Genomic DNA, 19,178 nt, shown 5'->3' on the forward strand with positions numbered 1-19,178 from the left:
GCGTTTGCGCACCTGAAAAAGTATTCAAGCTAAGCTTTGAAGATGCACAAACATCTTTCCGCGACCACCGGCCCGCAGCGTCTTCTCTACGGTGGCGTGGCGGGCGCAGTGATGGCGGCCATTCCCTGGCCGCTCGACCTCATGACGCGTGGGCTGGCGGGCTGGTGCGTGAGTGCCGCGGTCTACCTCGTGCTCACATGGTGGCTGGCCCACACTTTCGATGCGCAGCGAACCCGCGAGCGCGCGCAGTCGCTGGACCAGCCCAACCTGGTGATCCTCGTGTCGATGCTGGTCGCGATCGGTGCGAGCGTGGTCGCCATCGCGATGCTGCTTCAGCAGGTCAAGCTGATGAGCGGGCCGGCGCGCGCCGGGCACATTGCGCTCGGGGTGATGGCGCTCGCGGGCTCGTGGCTCATGATGCACACGATCTACGCCTTTCACTACGCGCACCGTTACTACATCGACCAGCGCGACGGCGCGCCCGACGGTGGGCTGGATTTTCCGGGCAAGGACGAGCCAGACTATTTCGACTTTTTGTACTACGCCTACGTGGTCGGCATGACCTCGCAAGTGTCGGACGTGCAGGCCACCTCGCGCGAGATGCGGCGCATCACGCTGGTGCACAGCGTGCTCGCCTTTGCATTCAACATGCTGGTGCTCGCGCTGTCGGTCAACGTGGTCGCGGCGGCGATGTAGCGGCCGCCGAGCCAGCGCCCGGCCAGAGCTTCACGAGGCCCGTGGACAGCGCCACGCCGCAGACGATGACGGCCGCGCAGATCAGCATCCACTGCGTGATGCTTTCGCCGAGAAACACCGCGCCGTAGAACACCGCGAACACCGGCACCAGGAAAGTCACCGTCAGTGCGCGCGCCGGTCCCGCATTGGCGATGAGCCGGAAGAACAGGATGTAGGCCAGGCCGGTGCAGGCAATGCCGAGCGCCAGCAACGCGAGCCATGCGCGCAGGCTGGGCATTTGCGTGGGCCAGAACCACAGCGCGGGAAGCGCGAGGAACAGCGTGGCGCCGATCTGGCTGCCGGTGGCCGTGGCCAGCGCGGGCACGCCGCCCAAGTAGCGCCGCGTGGCGCTGGCCGCCACGCCATAGCTAGCGCAGGCGCCGAGGCAGGCCAGCACGGCCCACAGCGCGGCATTGCCGCCCGCATCGGCATGCAGGCCCGCGCTGCGGCTCGCCAGCATCGCGACGCCCGCAAAGCCGATGATCAGCCCGACGATGCGCGATGCGTCCGGGCGGTCGCGGAACCAGGCCCACGCCACCAGTGCGCCGAACATCGGCACCGTGGCGTTGAGCACCGCGGCCAGGCCGCTGTTGATGGTGAGCAGCGCGAAGCAGAACAATGCGAACGGAATACCCGAATTCAGCACGCCGATGGCCATCGAGGCCTTCCAGTGCTGCGCCAGCGCCGCGCCGTGGCCGCGCATGAACAGCAGCGGCAACAGGAACAGCGTGGCAACGCTGACGCGCACCGCGGCCGCAGGCAAGGCACCGAACTCGGCGGCGCCGATGCGCATGAAAAGAAAAGACGCTCCCCAGAGTGCGCCGAGCAGCACGAGGTCGATGAGCCAGGCCTTGGGCTTCGGCGCGTCGGCGGCTGGGGTGTTGTCTTTCGTTGTTGTTGTACTCATACGTTCTTTCGATCAGTGCGCGCAGCCGGCGCCGAGCTCTATTTCGCCTCGAGTTCCAGCAGGGCGGTCTTGCGGTGAAGCCCGCCAGCGTAACCGGTCAGCGAGCCGTTCGCGCCGAGCACGCGATGGCAGGGCACGATCACGCTGATCGGGTTGCGCCCCACGGCCGCACCCACCGCGCGCACCGCGGCCGGATTGCCCACGTTTGCGCTCAATGCGCCGTAGCTCAGGGTCTCGCCCACCGGAATGGCCAGCAGTGCCTGCCACACGCTCTGCTGGAACGCGGTGCCGTGCGACAGGTCGAGCTTCACGTCGAAGGTGCCGCGCTTGCCGGCGAAATAATCGCGCAACTGCGCGCCGGCTTCGACGAGTGCGGGATGGTCGTCTTTGGTCTGCCAGCCCGTCGTGTCGGGCCAGTGGCGCTGCTGGTCGAACCAGACGCCTGCCAGGCCTTCGTCGGTGGCCGCCATCGTGATGCCGCCGAGCGGCGTGTCGATGTGCGATGTGTAGATGACTTTGCTCTTGAACTTCATGACATTTCAGGTTGCGAGGCCTGCCGTTGTGATGTTGCTGGAAGCTTCTGCCCCGGATGAGTCCGAGGCTGTAGCCGGTGAAGGTGAAGGCGCATGCCATGCGCGCAGCACCGCATAGCTGCGCCAGGGCCGCCATGCCTGCGATGCCTCGCTGGCTGCGCGGGCGGTGGTCACGCCCAGTGCTTTCTGCAGCGCGATGTCGCCCGCGGGAAACGCATCGGGCCAGCGCAGCGCGCGCATCGCGATGTACTGCGCGGTCCAGGCGCCGATGCCGGGCAACTCCTGCAGCGCGGCAATGGTCGAAGGCACGTCGGCGCCCGCATGCAGCGGCAGCTTGCCGGAGGCGACTTCCCGGGCAATGGCCTGCAGCGCGGCTTGCCGCTGGCGCACGATGCCGAGCTGCCCAAGCGCGTCGCCGCTCGCCGCTGCCACGGCTGCAGGTGTGGGAAACAGCCGGTCCAGGCCCTCGATGGGCGTAGCGATGGGTTCGCCGAATGCCGCGACCAGCCGTGAGCCCAGCGTGCGCGCCGCAGCCACCGTGATCTGCTGGCCCAGCACCGCACGCACCGCGAGCTCGAAGCCGTCGACCGTGCCCGGCACACGCAGTCCGTCGCCGTGCGGAAAGGCGTCGTGCAGCGCGGCGTTGATCGCCATCGGCTCGGCGTCGAGGTCGAGCATGGCGCGCGCGCGGCTGATCACGATCGGCAGGACGGCGGCGAGTGAATCGCTGACCGAGAGCAGCATCTGCTCGCGCTCCATGTCGAAGCGAAGCTGCAGCCATCCGGCGTGTGTCTGGGCGCCTTGCTGCACGCGCAGTGTGCGGGCCAGCCGCACATACGTGGGCGTGCTGCCTTTGACGGGCTCCTTGCCGTCGGCCGTGAACGCAAGCTCGACGCCGCGCAGCGCACGGCGCGCAAAGAAGCCGAGCATCGCGTTCACGTCATACGGCGGGCGAAAGCCCAGGCGCACTTCGATGGCCTTGCCTTCGCCGCCCTCGGCGCCGCCCGCGCGCCGCAGCGCACTCGGGTTCAGGCCGTAATGCTCAAGGAAAGCGGCATTGAAGCGGCGCACGCTCGCAAAGCCGCTGGCCAGGGCCACCTGCGTCATCGGCAGCCGCGTATCGGCAATCAATTGCTTGGCGGCCAGCAGGCGCCGCGTCTGCAGATATTGCAAGGGCGAGACGCCGAACTGCGCTTCGAAGATGCGCCGCAGATGGCGGTCGCTCACGCCGAGCCGCGCGGCGATCTGCGCGGCACCCGGACCTTCTTCGGCCCACGCATCGGGCTCGTCGATGAGGCGCGCGGCCTGCAGCGCGAGAATGCGCGAGGCATCTTCGGTGGACCAGCTCGCGGCGCGCGGTGCCAGTTCGGGCCGGCAGCGCAGGCAGGGGCGAAAGCCTTCCGCCTCCGCCTGCGCCGCATGGCGGAAGAACCGGCAGTTCTCGCGCCGCGGCAGCTTCACGCGGCAGACCGGCCGGCAGTAGATGCCGGTGGAGGTCACCGCGGTGAAGAACGAGCCGTCGAAGCGCGCGTCGTGCGTCTTCATTGCCAGGTAGCAGGCATCGCTCTCGAGCGCTTCGGTGGAGGCATGTGTGGAAGGCATGGGCAAATGATACGGTTTCGACTCGTTTCAACTGGCCGTTTTCGGACATGTGGGCACGAGACTGCTTGCCTACAATGGCTCGGTCTTTAGAACTACAGGGAATGCCTTCTCATGCAACTCAGTGCGTCGATTTTCAAGGCCTATGACATTCGGGGCGTGGTGCCCGTCACGCTCGATGCCGAGGTCGCCGAAGCGCTCGGCCGGGCTTTCGGCAGCGCCGCCCGAGCCGCCGGTGAAAAAACCGTGGCCGTGGGCCGCGACGGCCGCCTGTCGGGCCCTGCGCTCGCCGAAGCACTGATCAAGGGTCTTGTGGCCACTGGCGTCGAGGTCATTAATGTCGGGGCCGTGACCACGCCCATGCTGTACTTTGCGGCGCACACGCTGTCGAGCAGCGGTATCCAGGTCACGGGCAGCCACAACCCCAAGGACTACAACGGCTTCAAGATGGTGCTGGCCGGCCGCGCCATCTACGGCGACGAGATCCAGGGCCTGCGCAAGGTGATGGAAGAGGGCACCGCCAAGCTGGCACCCGGCGGCAGCGTGCGCAATGTCGATGTGACCGATGCCTATGTGAAGCGCATCGTCGGCGACATCAAGCTGGCGCGTCCGCTCAAGATCGTGGTCGATTCGGGCAACGGCATCGCGGGCGCTTCGGCTCCCGCCATCTTCCGGGCCATCGGCTGCGAGGTGAGCGAGCTGTTCAGCGAGGTCGACGGCGACTTTCCCAACCACCACCCCGATCCGAGCCGGCCCGAGAACCTCAAGGACCTGATGGCCGCACTGGCCACCGGCGACGCGGAACTGGGCCTCGCCTTCGACGGAGACGGCGACCGGCTGGGCATCGTCACGAAAGACGGCCAGAACATCTTCCCCGATCGCCAGATGCAGCTCTTTGCACAAGACGTGCTCTCGCGCGTGCCGGGCGGCACCATCGTGTACGACGTGAAGTGCTCGCAGCGCCTGGCGCCGGCCATCGAGGCGGCGGGCGGCAAGCCGATGATCTTCAAGACCGGCCATTCGCTGATCAAGGCCAAGATGAAGGAAATCGATTCGCCGCTCGGCGGCGAAATGAGCGGCCACATCTTCTTCAAGGAGCGCTGGTTCGGCTTCGACGACGGCACCTATGCGGGCTGCCGCCTGCTCGAGATATTGAGCAAGACGCCCAACGCGAGCGACACGCTCAACGCGCTGCCCACGAGCTTCTCGACACCCGAACTCAACGTGAAGTGCGCCGAAGGCGAGCCGCACGCGGTGGTCGACAAGCTGGTGGCAGGTGCGAGCTTCGCGGCGCCCGCCGTGGTCTCGACCATCGACGGCCTGCGCGTCGACTGGCCCGATGGCTTCGGCCTGATTCGCGCTTCGAACACCACGCCGGTGCTGGTGCTGCGCTTCGAAGGCCAGACCGATGCGGCGCTGAAGCGCATCGAAGCCGAAATGCTCGCGCTCCTCAGAACCGTCAAGGCTGACGCGACGCTGGCCGAAGCGTCGCACTGAACCCCGTGCGATCGCTGCTGCTGCGCCTCTACGGCGTTTTCACCTCCGTTGTGCAACCGCTGGTTCGCCGCAAGCTGCGGCACCGCGCGGTGGCCGAGCCCGGCTATGGCGTCGCCGTCGAGGAACGCTTCGGCACCTACGACGACGCAACCACCGGCGAGGGCCAGTGCTGGGTGCATGCGGTCTCGCTCGGCGAAACGCGCGCGGCCGCGATCCTGATTGCGGAGTTGCGGCGGCAGTATCCGGGCATCCCGATCCTGCTCACGCACGGCACCGCCACCGGCCGCGAAGAAGGCGCCAAGCTGCTCGAACCGGGCGACACGCAGGTCTGGCAGCCGTGGGACACGCCGGGCGCGGTGGCGCGCTTTCTCGACCGCTTTCAGCCGCGCATCGGCGTGCTGATGGAAACCGAGGTCTGGCCCGAGATGGCTGCCGCGTGTGCCGAGCGCCGCATTCCGCTGGTGCTCGCCAATGCGCGGCTCAACGAGAAATCGCTGGCTGCGGCCGAACGCCTGGGCTGGCTCGCGCGGCCCGCGTATTCGGCGCTGGCCGCCGTGTGGGCGCAGACCGAGGCCGATGCGCATCGGCTCGTGTCCCTCGGCGCCAAGGTGGCCGGCATCTACGGCAACCTCAAGTTCGATGCCTCGCCCGACGTGCGCCAGCTCTCGGCGGCCGTGGCGCTGCGCGAGCGGCTGCCCAAGCCCATGGTGGTGCTCGCGAGCTCGCGCGACGGCGAGGAGCGCATGCTGCTCGACGTGCTCAAGCGCTTCGGGGCCACGTCGCCGGTGCCGCCGGAGCAGGGGGCGGTTCGTTCGATTGCCAAGCGCGTGCACGACGTGCAATGGATGATCGTGCCGCGCCATCCGCAGCGCTTCGACGAGGTGGCCGCGCTGATCGAATCGCAGGGCTTTGCCGTGGCGCGCCGCAGCGCCGCCGGTGAGCCGACCGACGCCGAGATATGGCTCGGCGATTCGCTCGGCGAGATGGCGCTTTACTACGGCCTGGCCGACGTCGCGCTGCTCGGTGGAAGCTTCGAGCCGCTGGGCGGCCAGAACCTCATCGAGCCCGCCGCCTGCGGTTGTCCGGTGGTCATGGGCCCTTCGACCTTCAATTTCGCCGAAGCCGCGCAGCTGTCGCTCGCAGCCGGTGCCTCGCTGCGCGTCGAGACCATGGAGCAGGCGGTGACCGCGGCGCTCAAGCTGGTCGAGAACCCCGAGCGCCGCGCCGCCATGGCGCAGGCCGCGCTGGCTTTTTCGTCGTCGAATCGCGGGGCGGCCGAACGCACGGCCGCGGCGGTGCTGGCCATTGCGCAGGCTGCGGACCCGGTGGCGTCGGAACACGCGCCGCTCGAAAGCGAAGCGCCGCGCGCCGAACCCACACTCGACTGAGTGTGCGTGGCTCCTTCCCCCGCTGGGGGAAGGCTGGGATGGGGGCGAGCGCCCAACGAACGCCATGATCGGGCCGAGGCCGTCGTGCCCCCACCCCGGCCCTCCCCCGGGAGGGGAGGGAGAAATCCTCAGCGCACCGGCGGATTGAGGATCACCGGCGGCACCGGCGTCGACGGCATCGTCGGCGCCGGCGGATTGAACGGCGGCACCGGCACCGGCGGCACCACGGGAATGCTCGGCGGGGTGACCGGCACTGTGGAAGGCGATGTCTGCGGACGCTCGCCGAGCGCGGGCTGCGAAGGCGTGCCTCCGTTCTTCGCCAGCGTCGCATTGATCGCGTTCATGTCTTCCACCGTCAGCGTGCCGTTGGCCTGGCGCAGCTTCAGGTTGCCCAGGAGCACGTTGTAGCGCGCCTGCGCGAGGTCGCGCTTGGTCTGGAACAGCTGGCTCTGCGAATTGAGCACGTCGATGTTGATGCGCACGCCCACCTGGTAGCCGAGCCGGTTGGCATCGAGCGCGCTCTGGCTCGAGGCCTCGGCCGCTTCGAGGGCCTTGACCTGGCCCGCACCGGACACCAGCCCGAGATAGGCCGCGCGCGTGGCCTGCGCCACGCTGCGCCGGGTGCCTTCGAGCACGCTGCGCGACTGGTCTTCGAGCGCCAGCGTTTCCTTGATGCGGTTCTCGGTGGCAAAGCCCGCGAAGAGCGGCATGTTGAACACCACGCCCACCGACGCGGCATCGATGCGCGTGCCCACGGTGCTGGTGCTGGTGCCGTGCGGATTGCGCGTGATGTTGTAACCCAGGTTGGCGTCCAGCGTGGGCTTGTGGCCGGCTTCGGCCTTGCGGATTTCCAGGCCCGCGACGTCGAGGCCGAGCCGCGCCTGGCGGATGGAGGGGTGTGCTTCCTCGGCCTGCGCCACCCAGGCTTCGATGTTGGCCGGCATGGCCGTCGGCAACACCACGGGCTGCGACAGCGGCACCGGCACGCTGCCGGGGCGGCCGACCAGCTGGTCGAGGATGATCTTCTTCACCTGCAGGTCGTTCTCGGCGGCAATCTCTTGCGCAATCACGAGGTCGTAGCGGGCCTGGGCTTCGCGCGTGTCGGTGATGGTGGAGGTGCCGACCTCGAAGTTGCGCTTGGCCGATGCGAGCTGCTCGGCCACGGCCACCTTTTGCGCGCGCACCAGCGTCAGGCTGTCCTGGCTCGCGAGCACGTCGAAATACGCCTGGCTCACGCGAACGATCAGGTCCTGCTCGGCCGCGGTGAGCACCGCCTCGGCAATCTCGGCCTGCCGCTTGCCCTGCTCGTAGGTGGCCCAGTTGGCGGGCCGGTAGATCGGCTGCGTGGCGTTGATGCCGACGTTCTGCGTGGTGAAGTCGCGCGGCGTGCTCGTTCCGCGGCCGGGGCCGGTGAGCGTGTCGATGTCGAGGTTGTTGCGCGTGGCGCCGGCCGTGAGCCCCACGGCGGGAAGGATGCCAGCCTTGGCCTGGGCGGCGCGCGCCACGTTCGCGTCGTACTGGGCCCGCGCACCCTGGTACGTGGCATCGAAGCCGCGTGCGGATTCGTAGAGTTCGTTCAGTGTCTGGCCTTGGGCCGGCAGTGCGAGCAGGGTGGCAAAAAGGCTTGCGAGCGCTGCGGAAAGAGGCAAAAGCCTGGGCCGTGGAGGCATTGAACGTCCTTGAAGAAAGAATCAGTAGCGCGGCACGGCGGGGTCGTGCTGTGCGGACCAGGCGTCGATGCCGCCGGCCACGTTGGCCAGTTCGGCAAAGCCGTTCTGGTTCAGAAAGGCAGCCACGCGCTGGCTGCGTGCGCCGTGATGGCAGAGGCACGCAATGCGCTGGCCCTCGCCGAGCTCGGCAAGCCGGGCCGGAATTTCGTTCATCGGAATGGCGACCAGCGTGAAGCCCTGGGGGGCGACGCTCGCCGTCTGCAGCTCCCAGGGTTCGCGCACGTCGAGCAGCACGGGCGCCGCATCGGGGTTTTGCGCAAACCAGGCGGCCAGGTCGGAGGGGCGGACTTGATCGATCATTCGAAAGCGTCCGTTCAGAACGAGAAGCGCGAAGGCTCGGGGAAATTGAGCAGTCGCGGTGCCACGGTGTCCCACGGCTGGAGGGTGTCCCACTTGCTTTCGCTCGAGCGGGTGACGAAGTGCGCGCGCATCATCGGCTCTTCGCCCACGATGGCGGCGAGACGGCCGCCGACCTTGAGCGAGCCGAGCAGGTTCTGCGGAATGCGCGCGACGGAACCGCTGAGCACGATCACATCGAAGCTCGGGCCGCTCGCCAGCGGCACGGCACCGTCGGCGTTGCGCACCTCGACATTGGCAACGCCGTTCTGGCGCAGCGTTTCGGCGGCGCGGGCGGCCAGCACCGGGTCGATTTCGAGCGACAGCACCTGCGCGGCGCGGTGGGCGAGCAGGGCGGCCATGAAGCCGGAGCCGGTGCCGATCTCGAGCACCGATTCGTGCTTTTGCACATGCAGGTCCTGCAGCATGCGCGCCTCGACCTTGGGCGAGAGCATCACCTGGCCGGGAACGGAGCCGTCGCCGAGCGGAATTTCCATGTCGAAGAAGGCCAGGCCGCGGTGCGCGGGCGGCACGTAGTCTTCGCGCCGGATGGCGGCCAGCAGGTCGAGAATTTCCAGGTCCAGCACATCCCAGGGCCGGATCTGCTGCTCGATCATGTTGAAGCGCAAGCGCTCGAGGGTGGGTGTCGGGTTCATGGGAGGCTTTTCCTTGTGGGGCTCAGGACAAACCTTCAATTTTAGGTTGCGCCGCGCCCATTCGCGGAAGCCCGGCCATCGATGCACGCTTCATGCCGCGGCCTCGGGGCGGCGCGTGAGGCCGTAGAGCACGGTCTCGGCCTGGGTGGCGAGGTACTTTTCGGGGTCGAGCGCGGTGTCTTCGTCGACGCAGACCATGGCCGAATGCTTCCACAGCATCAGGAAGACCATGGGCGCCACCACCGAATAGATGGCGTGGTCGATGTCGACCGGCGCGAATTCGCCTTTGTCGATGCCGCGCTGCAGGATGCGCCGCAGCAATGCGTGGCCCGGCCGGATCACTTCCTTGCGGTAGAACTCCGCCAGGTCGGGAAAATTGGCGCCTTCGCTCATCATGAGCTTGGTCAGTCCCGAGGCCTTGGTCATGCCGACCCGCTCCCACCAGACGCGCATGCAATAGCGCAGCATGTCCGCCGAGCTGCCTTCGAAGGTTTCGAATTCTTCGTTCCACTCGGAAAACCGGCCGCTGAGGTTTTCGACCACCACGGCCTTGAAAAGCTCTTCCTTGCTCGGAAAATAGAGAAAGAGCGTGCCCTTGGAGACCCCCGCACGCGCCGCGACTTCCTCGGAGCGGGTGGCGGCAAAGCCTTTCTCGACGAAGAGGTCGAGCGCGGCCGCCAACAGCTCGCCAGGGCGCGCTTCCTTGCGGCGCTCGCGTTTGGAGCGCACGGGGCAGAGCTTGTCGACAAAGGAACGGGGGGTGGACATGAGATTAATGACTCGCGGGTTAGTAATGTAGTGACCCGCATCCGACCCGTCAAGCCGCGACAATATCGGGTTCGCTTTTTTCCTATCTGCCGGAGCAGCCCATGTCTTCTTCACCGTTGCCAACCGAAACCATCGTGCTCGGGGGAGGCTGCTTCTGGTGCACCGAGGCCGTGTTCGACCGCGTGCAGGGCGTGGTGGACGTCGAATCGGGCTACTGCAACGGCCAGACGGTCAATCCGAGCTACGAGCAGGTCTGCACCGGGCGCACCGGGCATGTGGAGGTGGTGAAGGTGGAATTCGACCCCGCCGTCATCGCCCTGCGCGAAATTCTCGAGATTTTCTTCGTGGTGCACGACCCCACGACCTTGAACCGCCAAGGCAACGATGCCGGCACGCAGTACCGCAGCGGCATCTATTTCACGAACGAAGCGCAGAAACAGGTGGCCGAAGAGATCGTCCGCGAAATAGAAGCCAGCAAGACCTACAGCGCGCCCATCGTGACCGAGGTGGCGGCGCTCACCAATTACTCGACCGCCGAGGCCTACCACCAGGACTACTTCCTGAACAACCCGAACCAGGGCTACTGCGCTTTCGTGGTCGGCCCCAAAGTAGAGAAGTTCCAGAAGACCTTCGCCTCGCGCGTCAAGGCCTGATCGGTTCCTGAAAGCCCCGTTCGCCATGCATACCGCCAGCCAAGCTCCGCATCGGTCGATTCTGTCGACCCGTGCGGTCGCCATCGCACTGGTGGTTGCGCTGTGGTTCGCGGGCACGTTGGGGCTGATCCACCGCACGCTGCACGTGCCGGGCCTTGGCCAGGCGAACGCGGCCGCGCAGGCGAGGCATGCTGAAGAGATGGGCGGGCATACAGCCCACGTGTCCCACCAGTCCCATGGAATTGCCGGCCTGTTCGGCGATCACTCCGACGCCGAATGCCGGCTGTACGACCAGCTGTCGCACGGCTCGGGCGCACTGGGCGTTCCCATGGTGGTGCTGCCGGTGTTCTTGCCATCAGCCACCTTTGCCTATCTGCAGGGCGAAGCCATCGCCCGCTGGGTCGCGCTGTTCGACGCGCGCGGCCCGCCTTCCACTCGCTGAATCCCTCCGTGTTCCGGTTGCTGCACCCGCGTCTCGCGGGTGGCGGCAGATCGTCCCTTGATTCAACGAGTGCTCATTCATGATTCCCAACTTCCGTCGCAACGCCATCGGCGCTGCCGTTCTTTCGCTGGCTTCTTTCGCGGCCATGGCCCAGGCGCAACCCGCCGAAGCGCCCGCGGCCACCCTGCCTGAAATTGCCGTCACCGGCAATCCGCTGGGCGCGGCCGACCTCATCGCGCCCACCACCACGCTCTCGGGCGACAAGCTGTTGATGCGCTCCGAATCGACGCTCGGCGAAACGCTCAACAACGTGCCCGGCGTGAGCAGCAGCTACTTCGGCCCCAATGCGAGCCGGCCGATCATCCGCGGGCAGGACGGCGACCGCATCCGCATCCTGCAGAACGGCGGCGGTGCGCCCGACGCCTCGGCGCTCAGCTACGACCACGCAGTGCCCGTGGATGCGCTCGTGACCGACCGCATCGAAGTGCTGCGCGGCCCCTCGGCGCTGCAGTACGGCGGCAGCGCGGTGGGCGGCGTGGTCAACGTGATCGACAACCGCATTCCGACCGAGCCGATCAACGGCTTCGGCGGCCGTGCCGACCTGGGCTTTTCGAGCGGCAACAAGGAGAAGAACGGCGGCGTCGTGCTCGAAGGCGGCAACGACCGCTTGGCGCTGCACGTCGATGCGTTCAACCGCGACTCGAAGGATGTCTCGGCGCCCATCGATTTGGAATGCAGCAAGCCCGGCCGCCCCACACTGGCGCGCAAGATCTGCAACTCGGCGAACGAGGCGCACGGCGGCGCGGTGGGCGGCACGCTGTTTTTCGACCAGGGTTATATCGGCGCTTCGGCCAGCACCTACCGCAGCAACTACGGCACCGTGGCCGAAGACGACGTGACCATCGGCATGAAGTCCGACCGCTATGCGATCGAAGGCGAATGGCGCCCGGGCGGCATCATCAGCAGCGTTCACGCCAAGCTCAGCCACACCAACTACCGCCACACCGAGTACGAGGGCGGCGAGGCCGGCACCACGTTCTCGAACATGAGCAACGACCTGCGCATCGAGGCGCGCCACCGGAAGATCGGCAACTTCGAAGGCCTGGTCGGCTTCAGCAGCGAAAGCAACCGCTTCGCCGCCGACGGCGAAGAGGCCTTTGCGCCGCACAGCCGCACGCGCTCCAATGCGCTCTTCATGTACGAAGAGTACGGCACCTCCTGGGGCAAGCTGAGCTTCGGCGCGCGCACCGAGAAGGTCCGCGTCACGTCGCTCGGCTACCCGGACGATCCGAGCGTGACGCGCTTTGCCGTCGGCGAGCGCACGTTTAATCCGCACAGCGCCGCGCTGGGCGCGCTGGTGAACCTGACGCCGCAATGGCAGCTGACCTCGAACCTCGCTTATACCGAGCGGGCACCGAAGGACTACGAACTGCTCGCCAACGGCCCGCACGTGGCAACGGCCGCGTGGGAGGTCGGCAATCCGAACCTCGACAAGGAAAAGTCGACCGGCTTCGATGTGGGTGCGCAATGGAAGTCCGGCGCCAACACGGCCCGTGTCAACGCTTACGTCACGCGCTTTCGCAACTACATCGGCCTGACGGCATCGGGCCGCACGCTCGACGAAGAAGGCCAGGTGGTGACCGACCCCGCGGCGACCGACACGCTGGCCGAGTACGCCTACAGCGGCGTGCGCGCGCGGTTCACCGGCATCGAGGCGAACGGCAACCTGCGGCTGCTGGGCACCGACGGCTTCGCGCCGACGGCCGATGCCTCGACGCTCGACCTGGAATGGCGCGGCGACATCGTGCGAGCCAAGAACCTCGACACCGGCGAGCCGCTGCCGCGCATAGCGCCGTTGCGCGTGGGCGCCGCGCTGGCCTACGGCAACGGGCCCTGGGCCGCACGCTTCGGCTTCGACTACAACGCGGCGCAGCGCCGGGTGCCGAGCGTGGGCGCGCGTGAGACCGACTCTTACACGCTGTGGAACGCCTCGATTTCCTATCGCATGAAGGTACAGCGCGCCAACCTCACGTGGTATGCGCGTGTCGACAACATCACGAACAAGCTGGCCTACAGCCCGACGTCGATCCTGACGACGACGGTGTACCCGAATGCGCCGTTGCCGGGGCGGTCGCTGAAGGTGGGCTTGCGCGTGACGTTCTGATCTTGTCTCGCGCCGGGGGCGCTCGTGCTCTGGGCTGTGTTCAGGGCGCGCTCCCGCCGACGGGGTACCTTGCTCCGCGAATGTCCTCCGGCCTGCGGCCTCCCCCTTGATTTCGCTGCGCAAGGCACCCCGCCAGCGGGAGCGTTATTCAGAGCAGTCGTTGATCAGCGGTACACCACGAACGTGCCCCAGTGCACAGGGCATCGGGTGCTCCCCGCAGCGAAATCAAGGAGGCGAAGCCGGGGGACATTCGCGGAGGGGAGTACCCGGTGGCCTGTGCACGCGCCCTGAAAAAAAGCGCCCCGAACAACGGCGCCCGGAAAAATCGCCCCGAACGCAAGCGCCCCGAACGCAAGCGCCCCGGACGCAAGCGAGAAGCTATCCTCGGCGAGGTGAACTCTTTCGTCATCTCTTCGCTGCTCCCCGTCGTTTTCCTCATCGCCGTGGGTTACCTCGCGGGCCGGCGCCGCTGGATCGGCGGCAACGCCGTCAAGGACCTGTCGAACCTCATCTTCCTGCTGCTCGCGCCCGCGCTGCTGTTCCGCGCCATGAGCACGGTGCACGTGGAAGAGCTCAGCCTGAAGCCGGTGGCGGCGTACTTCATTGCCTCCGGCCTGCTGTTCGCGGCCACGCTCGCGCTGCGCGGCTTCAACCGCACGGCCGCGGTCATTGCGCTCGCCAACACCTACAGCAACACCGTGATGATCGGCATCGTGCTCGTCGGCCTCGCCTATGGCGAGCAGGGCATGGTCGTGCTGCTCACGCTGATCTCGCTGCACTCGCTGGTGCTCTTGACCAGCGCCACGGTGGTGCTCGAACTGGCCGTGGCGCGCGAGCATGCGGGGGCGGGCGGCGCCGAGAAGCGTCCCATGTCCCGCACCGTGCTGCGGGCACTGCGCAACGCCATCATTCACCCGGTGCCGCTGCCCATCATCGCGGGGCTGCTGTTTGCCCAGACGGGGCTCGCAATGCCTGAGTCCATCGACAAGCCGATCATGCTGCTCGGGCAAGCGTTCGGCCCGGTGGCGCTCGTGATGGTGGGCATTACGCTCGCATTGACGCCCATCGGGCGGCACTGGCGCGGCGCCACGGTGCAAGCGCTGGTGAAGAACCTGCTGCATCCGCTGCTCGTGGCCGGCATCGGCTGGCTGCTCGGCGTGCGCGGCATTCCGCTCACCGTGATGGTGGTGGCGGCGGCGCTGCCCATCGGCGCCAATGTCTTTCTCTTTTCGCAGCGCTATCGCACGGCCGAAGACCTGGTGACGGCCAGCGTCGCCGTGTCGACGGTGCTCGCGCTGGCCACGCTGACGCTGGTGATGACCTTGGTGCAGTGGCTTCCTTGAAGTTTTCGTAGCCTTTCGGGCTACTGAGGCAACGGCCACGCCCGCAACGGGCGCCTATGCCGTTCGGCAGGGTGGCCATTTGGCGAGATGGCGAGCGGCGCCTGCCGCTCTACATTTGCCGGCTGATGATTTACCAGGCGCGGTCTTCGCCGTTTTCCGCCATGGCGCCGATCGCGATGGTGATCGCGCTGTGTTGTGTCGCCTTGCCGGCGGCAGCCGATACGAAGCCGTGCCGGACGCCGTGCCTTTCGGCGGCCGTGCCGCGCGACGCGGCGCCGCCGCAGCCGCCGATGCCCGAGCCCGCCGTTGCACAGCCCAAGCCGGCGCCCGCCGCGGCAACACGGCCGAGCGCCAGGCCCAGGCCGCAGCCGGTGGCCGTGGCGGCGCAGCCGCCCTCCCCGCCGGCACCGGAGGTGGAGAAGGCCGCGGCGCCGAAAAGGCCACCGCTCTCCAGGCGTTGCAGCGACATCAACATGCGCGCGGCGGTCGGTGAGCCGCTGTCGAACGAAGACATGAAGATCTTGAGGAGTCAATGCTGATGATGATGTCGACGACGAACACCACCCGCCCCATCCGGAATGCGCTGCGCGTGCTCGCGCTGTGCGCCGCGGTGCTTTCCGCCGCTTGCGCGCATCGGCCGGCGCCGGGCAACGCCATGCCTTTCGACCAGGCCGTCAACCAGGCTGTCGACGATCTGATCGTGCAGACGCAGAAGCTGCCGGCCTTCCTGGCCAAGGTGGAGTCGACCATCAAACAGAGCCGCATCGTGATCGACCCGCTGCTCGAAAGCTCCAGCGGCCAGCAGACCGAGGTGACGCGGGTGGCCGAGCAGCGCGTCGTCCAGCGCATGCAGTCGCAGTTCAAGCAGTTCACCGTCACGCCGTTCAACAGCGCCGAGATCGAACGCGCGCAGTACGTGCTGAACGGCACGCTGGTGCGCGACAAGGACGCGGCGGAGGGACGCTACCGCCTGAACCTGGCGCTGACCGAAATCAAGAGCGGCGTGGTCATCGCGCAGTCGGTGGCGCGCATCAGCGATGCGACGCTCGACACGCGGCCCACGGCCTTCTTTCGCGACAGCCCCGTGAACGGCAAGGACCGCGGCGTGGAAGGTTACATCCGCACCGCCGAGACGCAGCCCGGGCAGGCCGCCGATGCGCTGTACCTGGAACGCCTGCCTACGTCGACCGTGCTGCAGGAAGCCACCGCGGCCTACGAGGCGGGCCGCATGAGCGAGGCCCTCGGCCGCTACGAAGCCGCATCGCGCCGGCCCGACGGCCAGCAGCTGCGCATCTACAGCGGCTTGTATCTCACGCAGGCCCAGCTGGGCCGCGCGGCGGACGCGGAGAAGACCTTCGGCACCCTTGCGCGGCTCGGGCTGGAAACCAACAACCTGAGCGTGAAGTTCCTGTTCAAGCCCGGCTCGACGGACTTCTTGGCCGATCCGAAGATCAGCGCCGCCTACCCGATGTGGCTGCGGCAGATCGCGCGCCAGGCCGCGCAGATCGATTCGTGCGTGGTGGTCACGGGCCACACGAGCCGCACTGGCCCGGAGGCGGTCAACGAACGCTTGTCGCTGCAGCGCGCAGTCAGCGTGAAGACCCGGCTCGTGGGCGAGGCGCCGCCGCTGTCGAAGAAGCTGCGCGAATCCGGCATGGGGTTCCGCGAGAACATCGTGGGTACGGGCGCAGACGACGCAAGCGATGCGCTCGACCGCCGCGTGGAGTTCAAAGTCGCGCCGTGCGAGGCTTGACCAAGCTCAGGGCGCGAGCCGTTCGCGCACCCAGCCATCGCCTTCGAGTCGGTAGCGCAGCCGGTCGTGCAGCCGGCTCTTGCGGCCTTGCCAGAATTCCCAGCGATCGGGCACGAGCCGGTAGCCGCCCCAATGCGGGGGACGCGGAGGCGAGAGCAGGTGTTTGGCAGCAGCCACGGCGGCGTTTTTCACGAGCACGTCCCGGCCGCTGATCACTTCGCTTTGCGGGCTGGCCCAGGCGCCGATGCGCGAGTCGAGCGGTCGGCTGGCAAAGTAGGCATCGCTTTCCTCGGCGCTGGTTTTTTCGACTCGGCCTTCGATGCGCACCACGCGTTCGAGCTCGACCCAGTGGAACTGCAGTGCCGCATACGGATTGCCCGACAGCTCGCGGCCCTTGCGGCTTTCGTAGTTGGTGTACCAGACGACCCCGCGTGCGTCGTACCCCTTGATGAGCACGATGCGGCTCGAAGGCCGAAGGTCGCTGCCCACGGTGCACAGGGTCATCGCGTTGGGCTCCGGCACCTGGGCGTCGATGGCTTCGCCGAGCCAGCGCTCGAACTGCTTCAGCGGGTCGTCGGCACTGTGGGTTTCGCCGAGTTCGGCCCGCTCGTAACTCTTGCGCAGCGCGGCCAGGGTTTCGTTGGAGGGAGAAGAGGTCGTCATGCCGGCATTGTTGCGCATGCAATGCCGCTCGGCACTTCGGCCATTCCGCGGACATACTCGGCCCATGGCGACAAAGGCGAATTCTCCGTGCGTGATCGTGCTGGCTTCGGGCCGGGGCGAGCGTTTCAACGCGGCGGGCGGCGTGGGTTCCAAGCTGCAGGCGCCGCTCGCGGGCAAGCCGCTGCTCGAGCGAACATTGGACGCCGTCCGCGCCAGCGGGCTGCCATGGCGCCTCGAAGACGCCGGGCATCCGGGCATGGGCGATTCGATTGCCGCCGCGGTGCGCGCCACGCCCGACGCCGCCGGCTGGTTGATCCTGCCGGGCGACCTGCCGCTGGTGCGCCCCGAGACACTGCGCGCGGTGGCGGGGGCCCTCACCGGCCGCGTGTGCGCGGCGCAGCCGCAATACAAGGGCGAGCGCGGCCATCCAGTCGGCTTTGCGGCCGGATGCCGCGCGCAGCTGGTGGCGCTACAGGGCAACTTCGGCGCATCTTCCATCCTCAAAGCGATGCGCGCTATCGATGCGGTCGCCGACCTGGTGGTGGACGACATCGGCATCGTGACCGACATCGACACGCCCGAGGCCCTCATGCGCGCCGAGGCCCTGTGGCGGGAGCGCTCGGCGGGTTCGGCTTAACCGACGATCAGCTCCGTGCAATCACCGCGCACGCGGTGCGCGGGCCGGAGTTGCCGGCCGGTTGGGTCGTGAAATCGTCGCGGTCGCGGTGCACGACGAGTGCGCGGCCCACCACGTTGTTGGCGGCGCCTTCGGTCAGCGAAATCGAGTGGATGTCGACGCGAAAGCGTGCCACGCCGCTGGCGTCGGCAACCAGGCTCGGGAGTTCGCCGGCGTGGCTGCCCGGTGCGCCGAATTTGCCGTGCGTGCCGCCCGCGGGGTTGAAGTGGCCGCCCGACGCGTTGCCGTTGTCGCCGCAGTCGCCCTTTTCATGGATGTGAAAACCGTGCTCGCTGCCCGGTGCGAGGCCCCGCACTTCGCCGGCCACGCGCACGCCATGGTCCAGCGCGGTGAAGGTCACCGTGCCGCGCGTGGGGTTGGGCGAGATCGCCGCGGTGGGCATCAGTTCGGCGGCCGCGCTCGGCTTGCCGCCCATCATGCCGCCGCAGGCCGAAAGCAGGGCGCTGGCGAGAAGGGCGGTGCCGGTGGCGGCGAGAAGACGATGGTTCATGGTTTTTCCTTGGACGGTCCGGAGGATGGTTGAGAAGAACGGGAAGAAGAAGATTGTTTGTCCGGCGACCCCGGAACGTATACCGGAGCAGGAGGCGTGCCGCAATCGGCCGCCGCGCCGGATTGCTCCTGTCGCTCTCGCTGCTCCTGTCGCTCCTGCTGCTCTTGCCTCTCGTGCGCCAGCGCAACGAGCCGGGCCAGCGCCGCATCGTGGATCGAATGCCGGCGCAGCTCCAGCAAGGTCTGTCGCGCATAGTCGAGCGAGCTGCCGTAGCGGCCGACCGCATGGGTGAAGATGTGGCGGTAGCGGTCGTCGCTGAGCTCGCCCGTGAAGTTGGGGCTGCGCCTGGAGAGCGTGAAGGCCAGCGCGCGCACCGGGCCTTCGGGCGTGGTGCACTTGAGCCACTTGGGGTCGTACACCCCCGTGGGCATTTCGCGCAGCCAGAGCCTGCGCAAGGTTTCAAGACCGTGGGCTGCGGGCACCCGGAACACCATGCCTCGGCAGCTGCCGCCCGACAGCAGGCCGAAAACGAGGCCCGGCGTCTGCACGCTGCCGCGGTTGATGCGGCTCCACATCTTCAATGCGCGGTGCCAGCCATGCACCCAGGCGAACCGCCGTTCGGCAAAGTCGAACTCGGGGCGCCAGATGAGCGAGCCGTAGCCGAACAGCCACAGATCCTCGCGGCCACCCCAGTCGGCGATGGCCTGTTCGAGCATCGGCTGCGGGTCGCGCAACGGCCGCGGCATCGGGTCCAGGCCCGGTGGTCCGGGATCGGGGAGGGGGCTCGAGGGACCGGCGCCTACAATTTCACGATCATGGTTCAC

At 67.7% G+C, this 19,178-nt stretch carries 20 protein-coding genes; 9 read left to right on the forward strand and 11 right to left on the reverse strand.

The genetic code is table 11. The features are described from left to right. Positions 1 to 42: 42 nt before the first annotated feature. Positions 43 to 696 (forward strand): DUF1345 domain-containing protein, encoded by a 654-nt coding sequence (locus QFZ42_RS04605; RefSeq protein ID WP_307699822.1) that lies wholly within the window; start codon positions 43 to 45, stop codon positions 694 to 696. Here QFZ42_RS04605 and QFZ42_RS04610 read toward each other — a convergent pair. The 3 genes from QFZ42_RS04610 to QFZ42_RS04620 are packed head-to-tail and all read right to left on the reverse strand — an operon-like array spanning position 671 to position 3,777. Beyond that, a complete protein-coding gene (locus QFZ42_RS04610) occupies positions 671 to 1,642 on the reverse strand; it encodes a DMT family transporter (RefSeq protein WP_307699823.1) in 972 nt (323 codons plus the stop codon). The two genes, QFZ42_RS04605 and QFZ42_RS04610, sit on opposite strands and share 26 nt — an antisense overlap. A gap of 38 nt (positions 1,643 to 1,680) precedes the next feature. Beyond that, the gene (locus QFZ42_RS04615) at positions 1,681 to 2,175 is read right to left on the reverse strand and encodes a methylated-DNA--[protein]-cysteine S-methyltransferase (RefSeq protein WP_307699824.1); all 495 of its coding nucleotides are present in this window, start codon (positions 2,173 to 2,175) and stop codon (positions 1,681 to 1,683) included. A 6-nt stretch (positions 2,176 to 2,181) separates the two neighbouring features. Next, entirely contained in the window at positions 2,182 to 3,777 is a 1,596-nt protein-coding gene (locus tag QFZ42_RS04620) for a DNA-3-methyladenine glycosylase 2 family protein (RefSeq protein ID WP_307699825.1), read from the reverse strand. A 111-nt stretch (positions 3,778 to 3,888) separates the two neighbouring features. Here QFZ42_RS04620 and QFZ42_RS04625 point away from each other — a divergent pair, with 111 nt between their 5' ends. Together QFZ42_RS04625 and QFZ42_RS04630 are read left to right on the forward strand one after the other, a co-directional pair. Continuing rightward, on the forward strand, positions 3,889 to 5,271 hold the full coding sequence (locus QFZ42_RS04625) for a phosphomannomutase/phosphoglucomutase (RefSeq protein ID WP_307699826.1): 1,383 nt from the start codon (positions 3,889 to 3,891) through the stop codon (positions 5,269 to 5,271). Positions 5,272 to 5,276: 5 nt separating this feature from the next. Next, positions 5,277 to 6,659 (forward strand): 3-deoxy-D-manno-octulosonic acid transferase, encoded by a 1,383-nt coding sequence (locus QFZ42_RS04630; RefSeq protein WP_307699827.1) that lies wholly within the window; start codon positions 5,277 to 5,279, stop codon positions 6,657 to 6,659. A gap of 128 nt (positions 6,660 to 6,787) precedes the next feature. Here the strand turns inward: QFZ42_RS04630 and QFZ42_RS04635 are convergent, their stop codons facing one another. The 4 genes from QFZ42_RS04635 to QFZ42_RS04650 form a co-directional block, all read right to left on the reverse strand. Further along, positions 6,788 to 8,329: a TolC family outer membrane protein gene (locus QFZ42_RS04635; protein ID WP_307699828.1), complete on the reverse strand. Its 1,542-nt coding sequence runs from the start codon at positions 8,327 to 8,329 to the stop codon at positions 6,788 to 6,790. A 21-nt stretch (positions 8,330 to 8,350) separates the two neighbouring features. After that, the gene (locus QFZ42_RS04640) at positions 8,351 to 8,689 is read right to left on the reverse strand and encodes a rhodanese-like domain-containing protein (protein WP_307699829.1); all 339 of its coding nucleotides are present in this window, start codon (positions 8,687 to 8,689) and stop codon (positions 8,351 to 8,353) included. Between the two features lie 14 nt (positions 8,690 to 8,703). After that, complete coding sequence (locus QFZ42_RS04645) at positions 8,704 to 9,381, reverse strand: protein-L-isoaspartate O-methyltransferase family protein (RefSeq protein ID WP_307699830.1); 678 nt, start codon at positions 9,379 to 9,381, stop codon at positions 8,704 to 8,706. Positions 9,382 to 9,471: 90 nt separating this feature from the next. Next, positions 9,472 to 10,149, reverse strand: coding sequence for a TetR/AcrR family transcriptional regulator (locus QFZ42_RS04650; RefSeq protein WP_307699831.1), 678 nt, complete (start codon positions 10,147 to 10,149; stop codon positions 9,472 to 9,474). 101 nt (positions 10,150 to 10,250) lie between these two features. On the opposite strand from QFZ42_RS04650, the gene msrA reads away from it, so the two are divergent. From msrA to QFZ42_RS04670, 4 genes are all read left to right on the forward strand, one after another. Then, complete coding sequence (gene msrA, locus QFZ42_RS04655) at positions 10,251 to 10,802, forward strand: peptide-methionine (S)-S-oxide reductase MsrA (RefSeq protein WP_307699832.1); 552 nt, start codon at positions 10,251 to 10,253, stop codon at positions 10,800 to 10,802. Positions 10,803 to 10,827: 25 nt separating this feature from the next. Beyond that, positions 10,828 to 11,244, forward strand: coding sequence for a hypothetical protein (locus tag QFZ42_RS04660; RefSeq protein ID WP_307699833.1), 417 nt, complete (start codon positions 10,828 to 10,830; stop codon positions 11,242 to 11,244). 79 nt (positions 11,245 to 11,323) lie between these two features. After that, on the forward strand, positions 11,324 to 13,408 hold the full coding sequence (locus tag QFZ42_RS04665; protein WP_307699834.1) for a TonB-dependent receptor: 2,085 nt from the start codon (positions 11,324 to 11,326) through the stop codon (positions 13,406 to 13,408). Positions 13,409 to 13,800: 392 nt separating this feature from the next. After that, complete coding sequence (locus QFZ42_RS04670) at positions 13,801 to 14,751, forward strand: AEC family transporter (protein ID WP_307699835.1); 951 nt, start codon at positions 13,801 to 13,803, stop codon at positions 14,749 to 14,751. Positions 14,752 to 14,881: 130 nt separating this feature from the next. Here the strand turns inward: QFZ42_RS04670 and QFZ42_RS04675 are convergent, their stop codons facing one another. After that, the gene (locus QFZ42_RS04675) at positions 14,882 to 15,265 is read right to left on the reverse strand and encodes a hypothetical protein (protein ID WP_307699836.1); all 384 of its coding nucleotides are present in this window, start codon (positions 15,263 to 15,265) and stop codon (positions 14,882 to 14,884) included. A 30-nt stretch (positions 15,266 to 15,295) separates the two neighbouring features. Here QFZ42_RS04675 and QFZ42_RS04680 point away from each other — a divergent pair, with 30 nt between their 5' ends. Continuing rightward, positions 15,296 to 16,504 (forward strand): OmpA family protein, encoded by a 1,209-nt coding sequence (locus QFZ42_RS04680; protein ID WP_373423379.1) that lies wholly within the window; start codon positions 15,296 to 15,298, stop codon positions 16,502 to 16,504. A 6-nt stretch (positions 16,505 to 16,510) separates the two neighbouring features. Here the strand turns inward: QFZ42_RS04680 and pdxH are convergent, their stop codons facing one another. Beyond that, positions 16,511 to 17,185, reverse strand: coding sequence for a pyridoxamine 5'-phosphate oxidase (gene pdxH, locus QFZ42_RS04685; protein WP_307699837.1), 675 nt, complete (start codon positions 17,183 to 17,185; stop codon positions 16,511 to 16,513). A 46-nt stretch (positions 17,186 to 17,231) separates the two neighbouring features. Here pdxH and QFZ42_RS04690 point away from each other — a divergent pair, with 46 nt between their 5' ends. Further along, positions 17,232 to 17,804: a nucleotidyltransferase family protein gene (locus QFZ42_RS04690; protein ID WP_307699838.1), complete on the forward strand. Its 573-nt coding sequence runs from the start codon at positions 17,232 to 17,234 to the stop codon at positions 17,802 to 17,804. Between the two features lie 7 nt (positions 17,805 to 17,811). On the opposite strand, the gene QFZ42_RS04695 is transcribed toward QFZ42_RS04690, so the two are convergent. Further along, positions 17,812 to 18,354: a superoxide dismutase family protein gene (locus QFZ42_RS04695; RefSeq protein ID WP_307699839.1), complete on the reverse strand. Its 543-nt coding sequence runs from the start codon at positions 18,352 to 18,354 to the stop codon at positions 17,812 to 17,814. Then, on the reverse strand, positions 18,351 to 19,178 hold the full coding sequence (locus tag QFZ42_RS04700; RefSeq protein ID WP_307699840.1) for a gamma-glutamylcyclotransferase: 828 nt from the start codon (positions 19,176 to 19,178) through the stop codon (positions 18,351 to 18,353). Before QFZ42_RS04700 ends, QFZ42_RS04695 begins: the two co-directional genes overlap by 4 nt.

It is taken from the genome of Variovorax paradoxus (assembly GCF_030815855.1).
In the GTDB taxonomy this organism is placed as follows: Bacteria; Pseudomonadota; Gammaproteobacteria; order Burkholderiales; family Burkholderiaceae_C; genus Variovorax; species Variovorax paradoxus_M.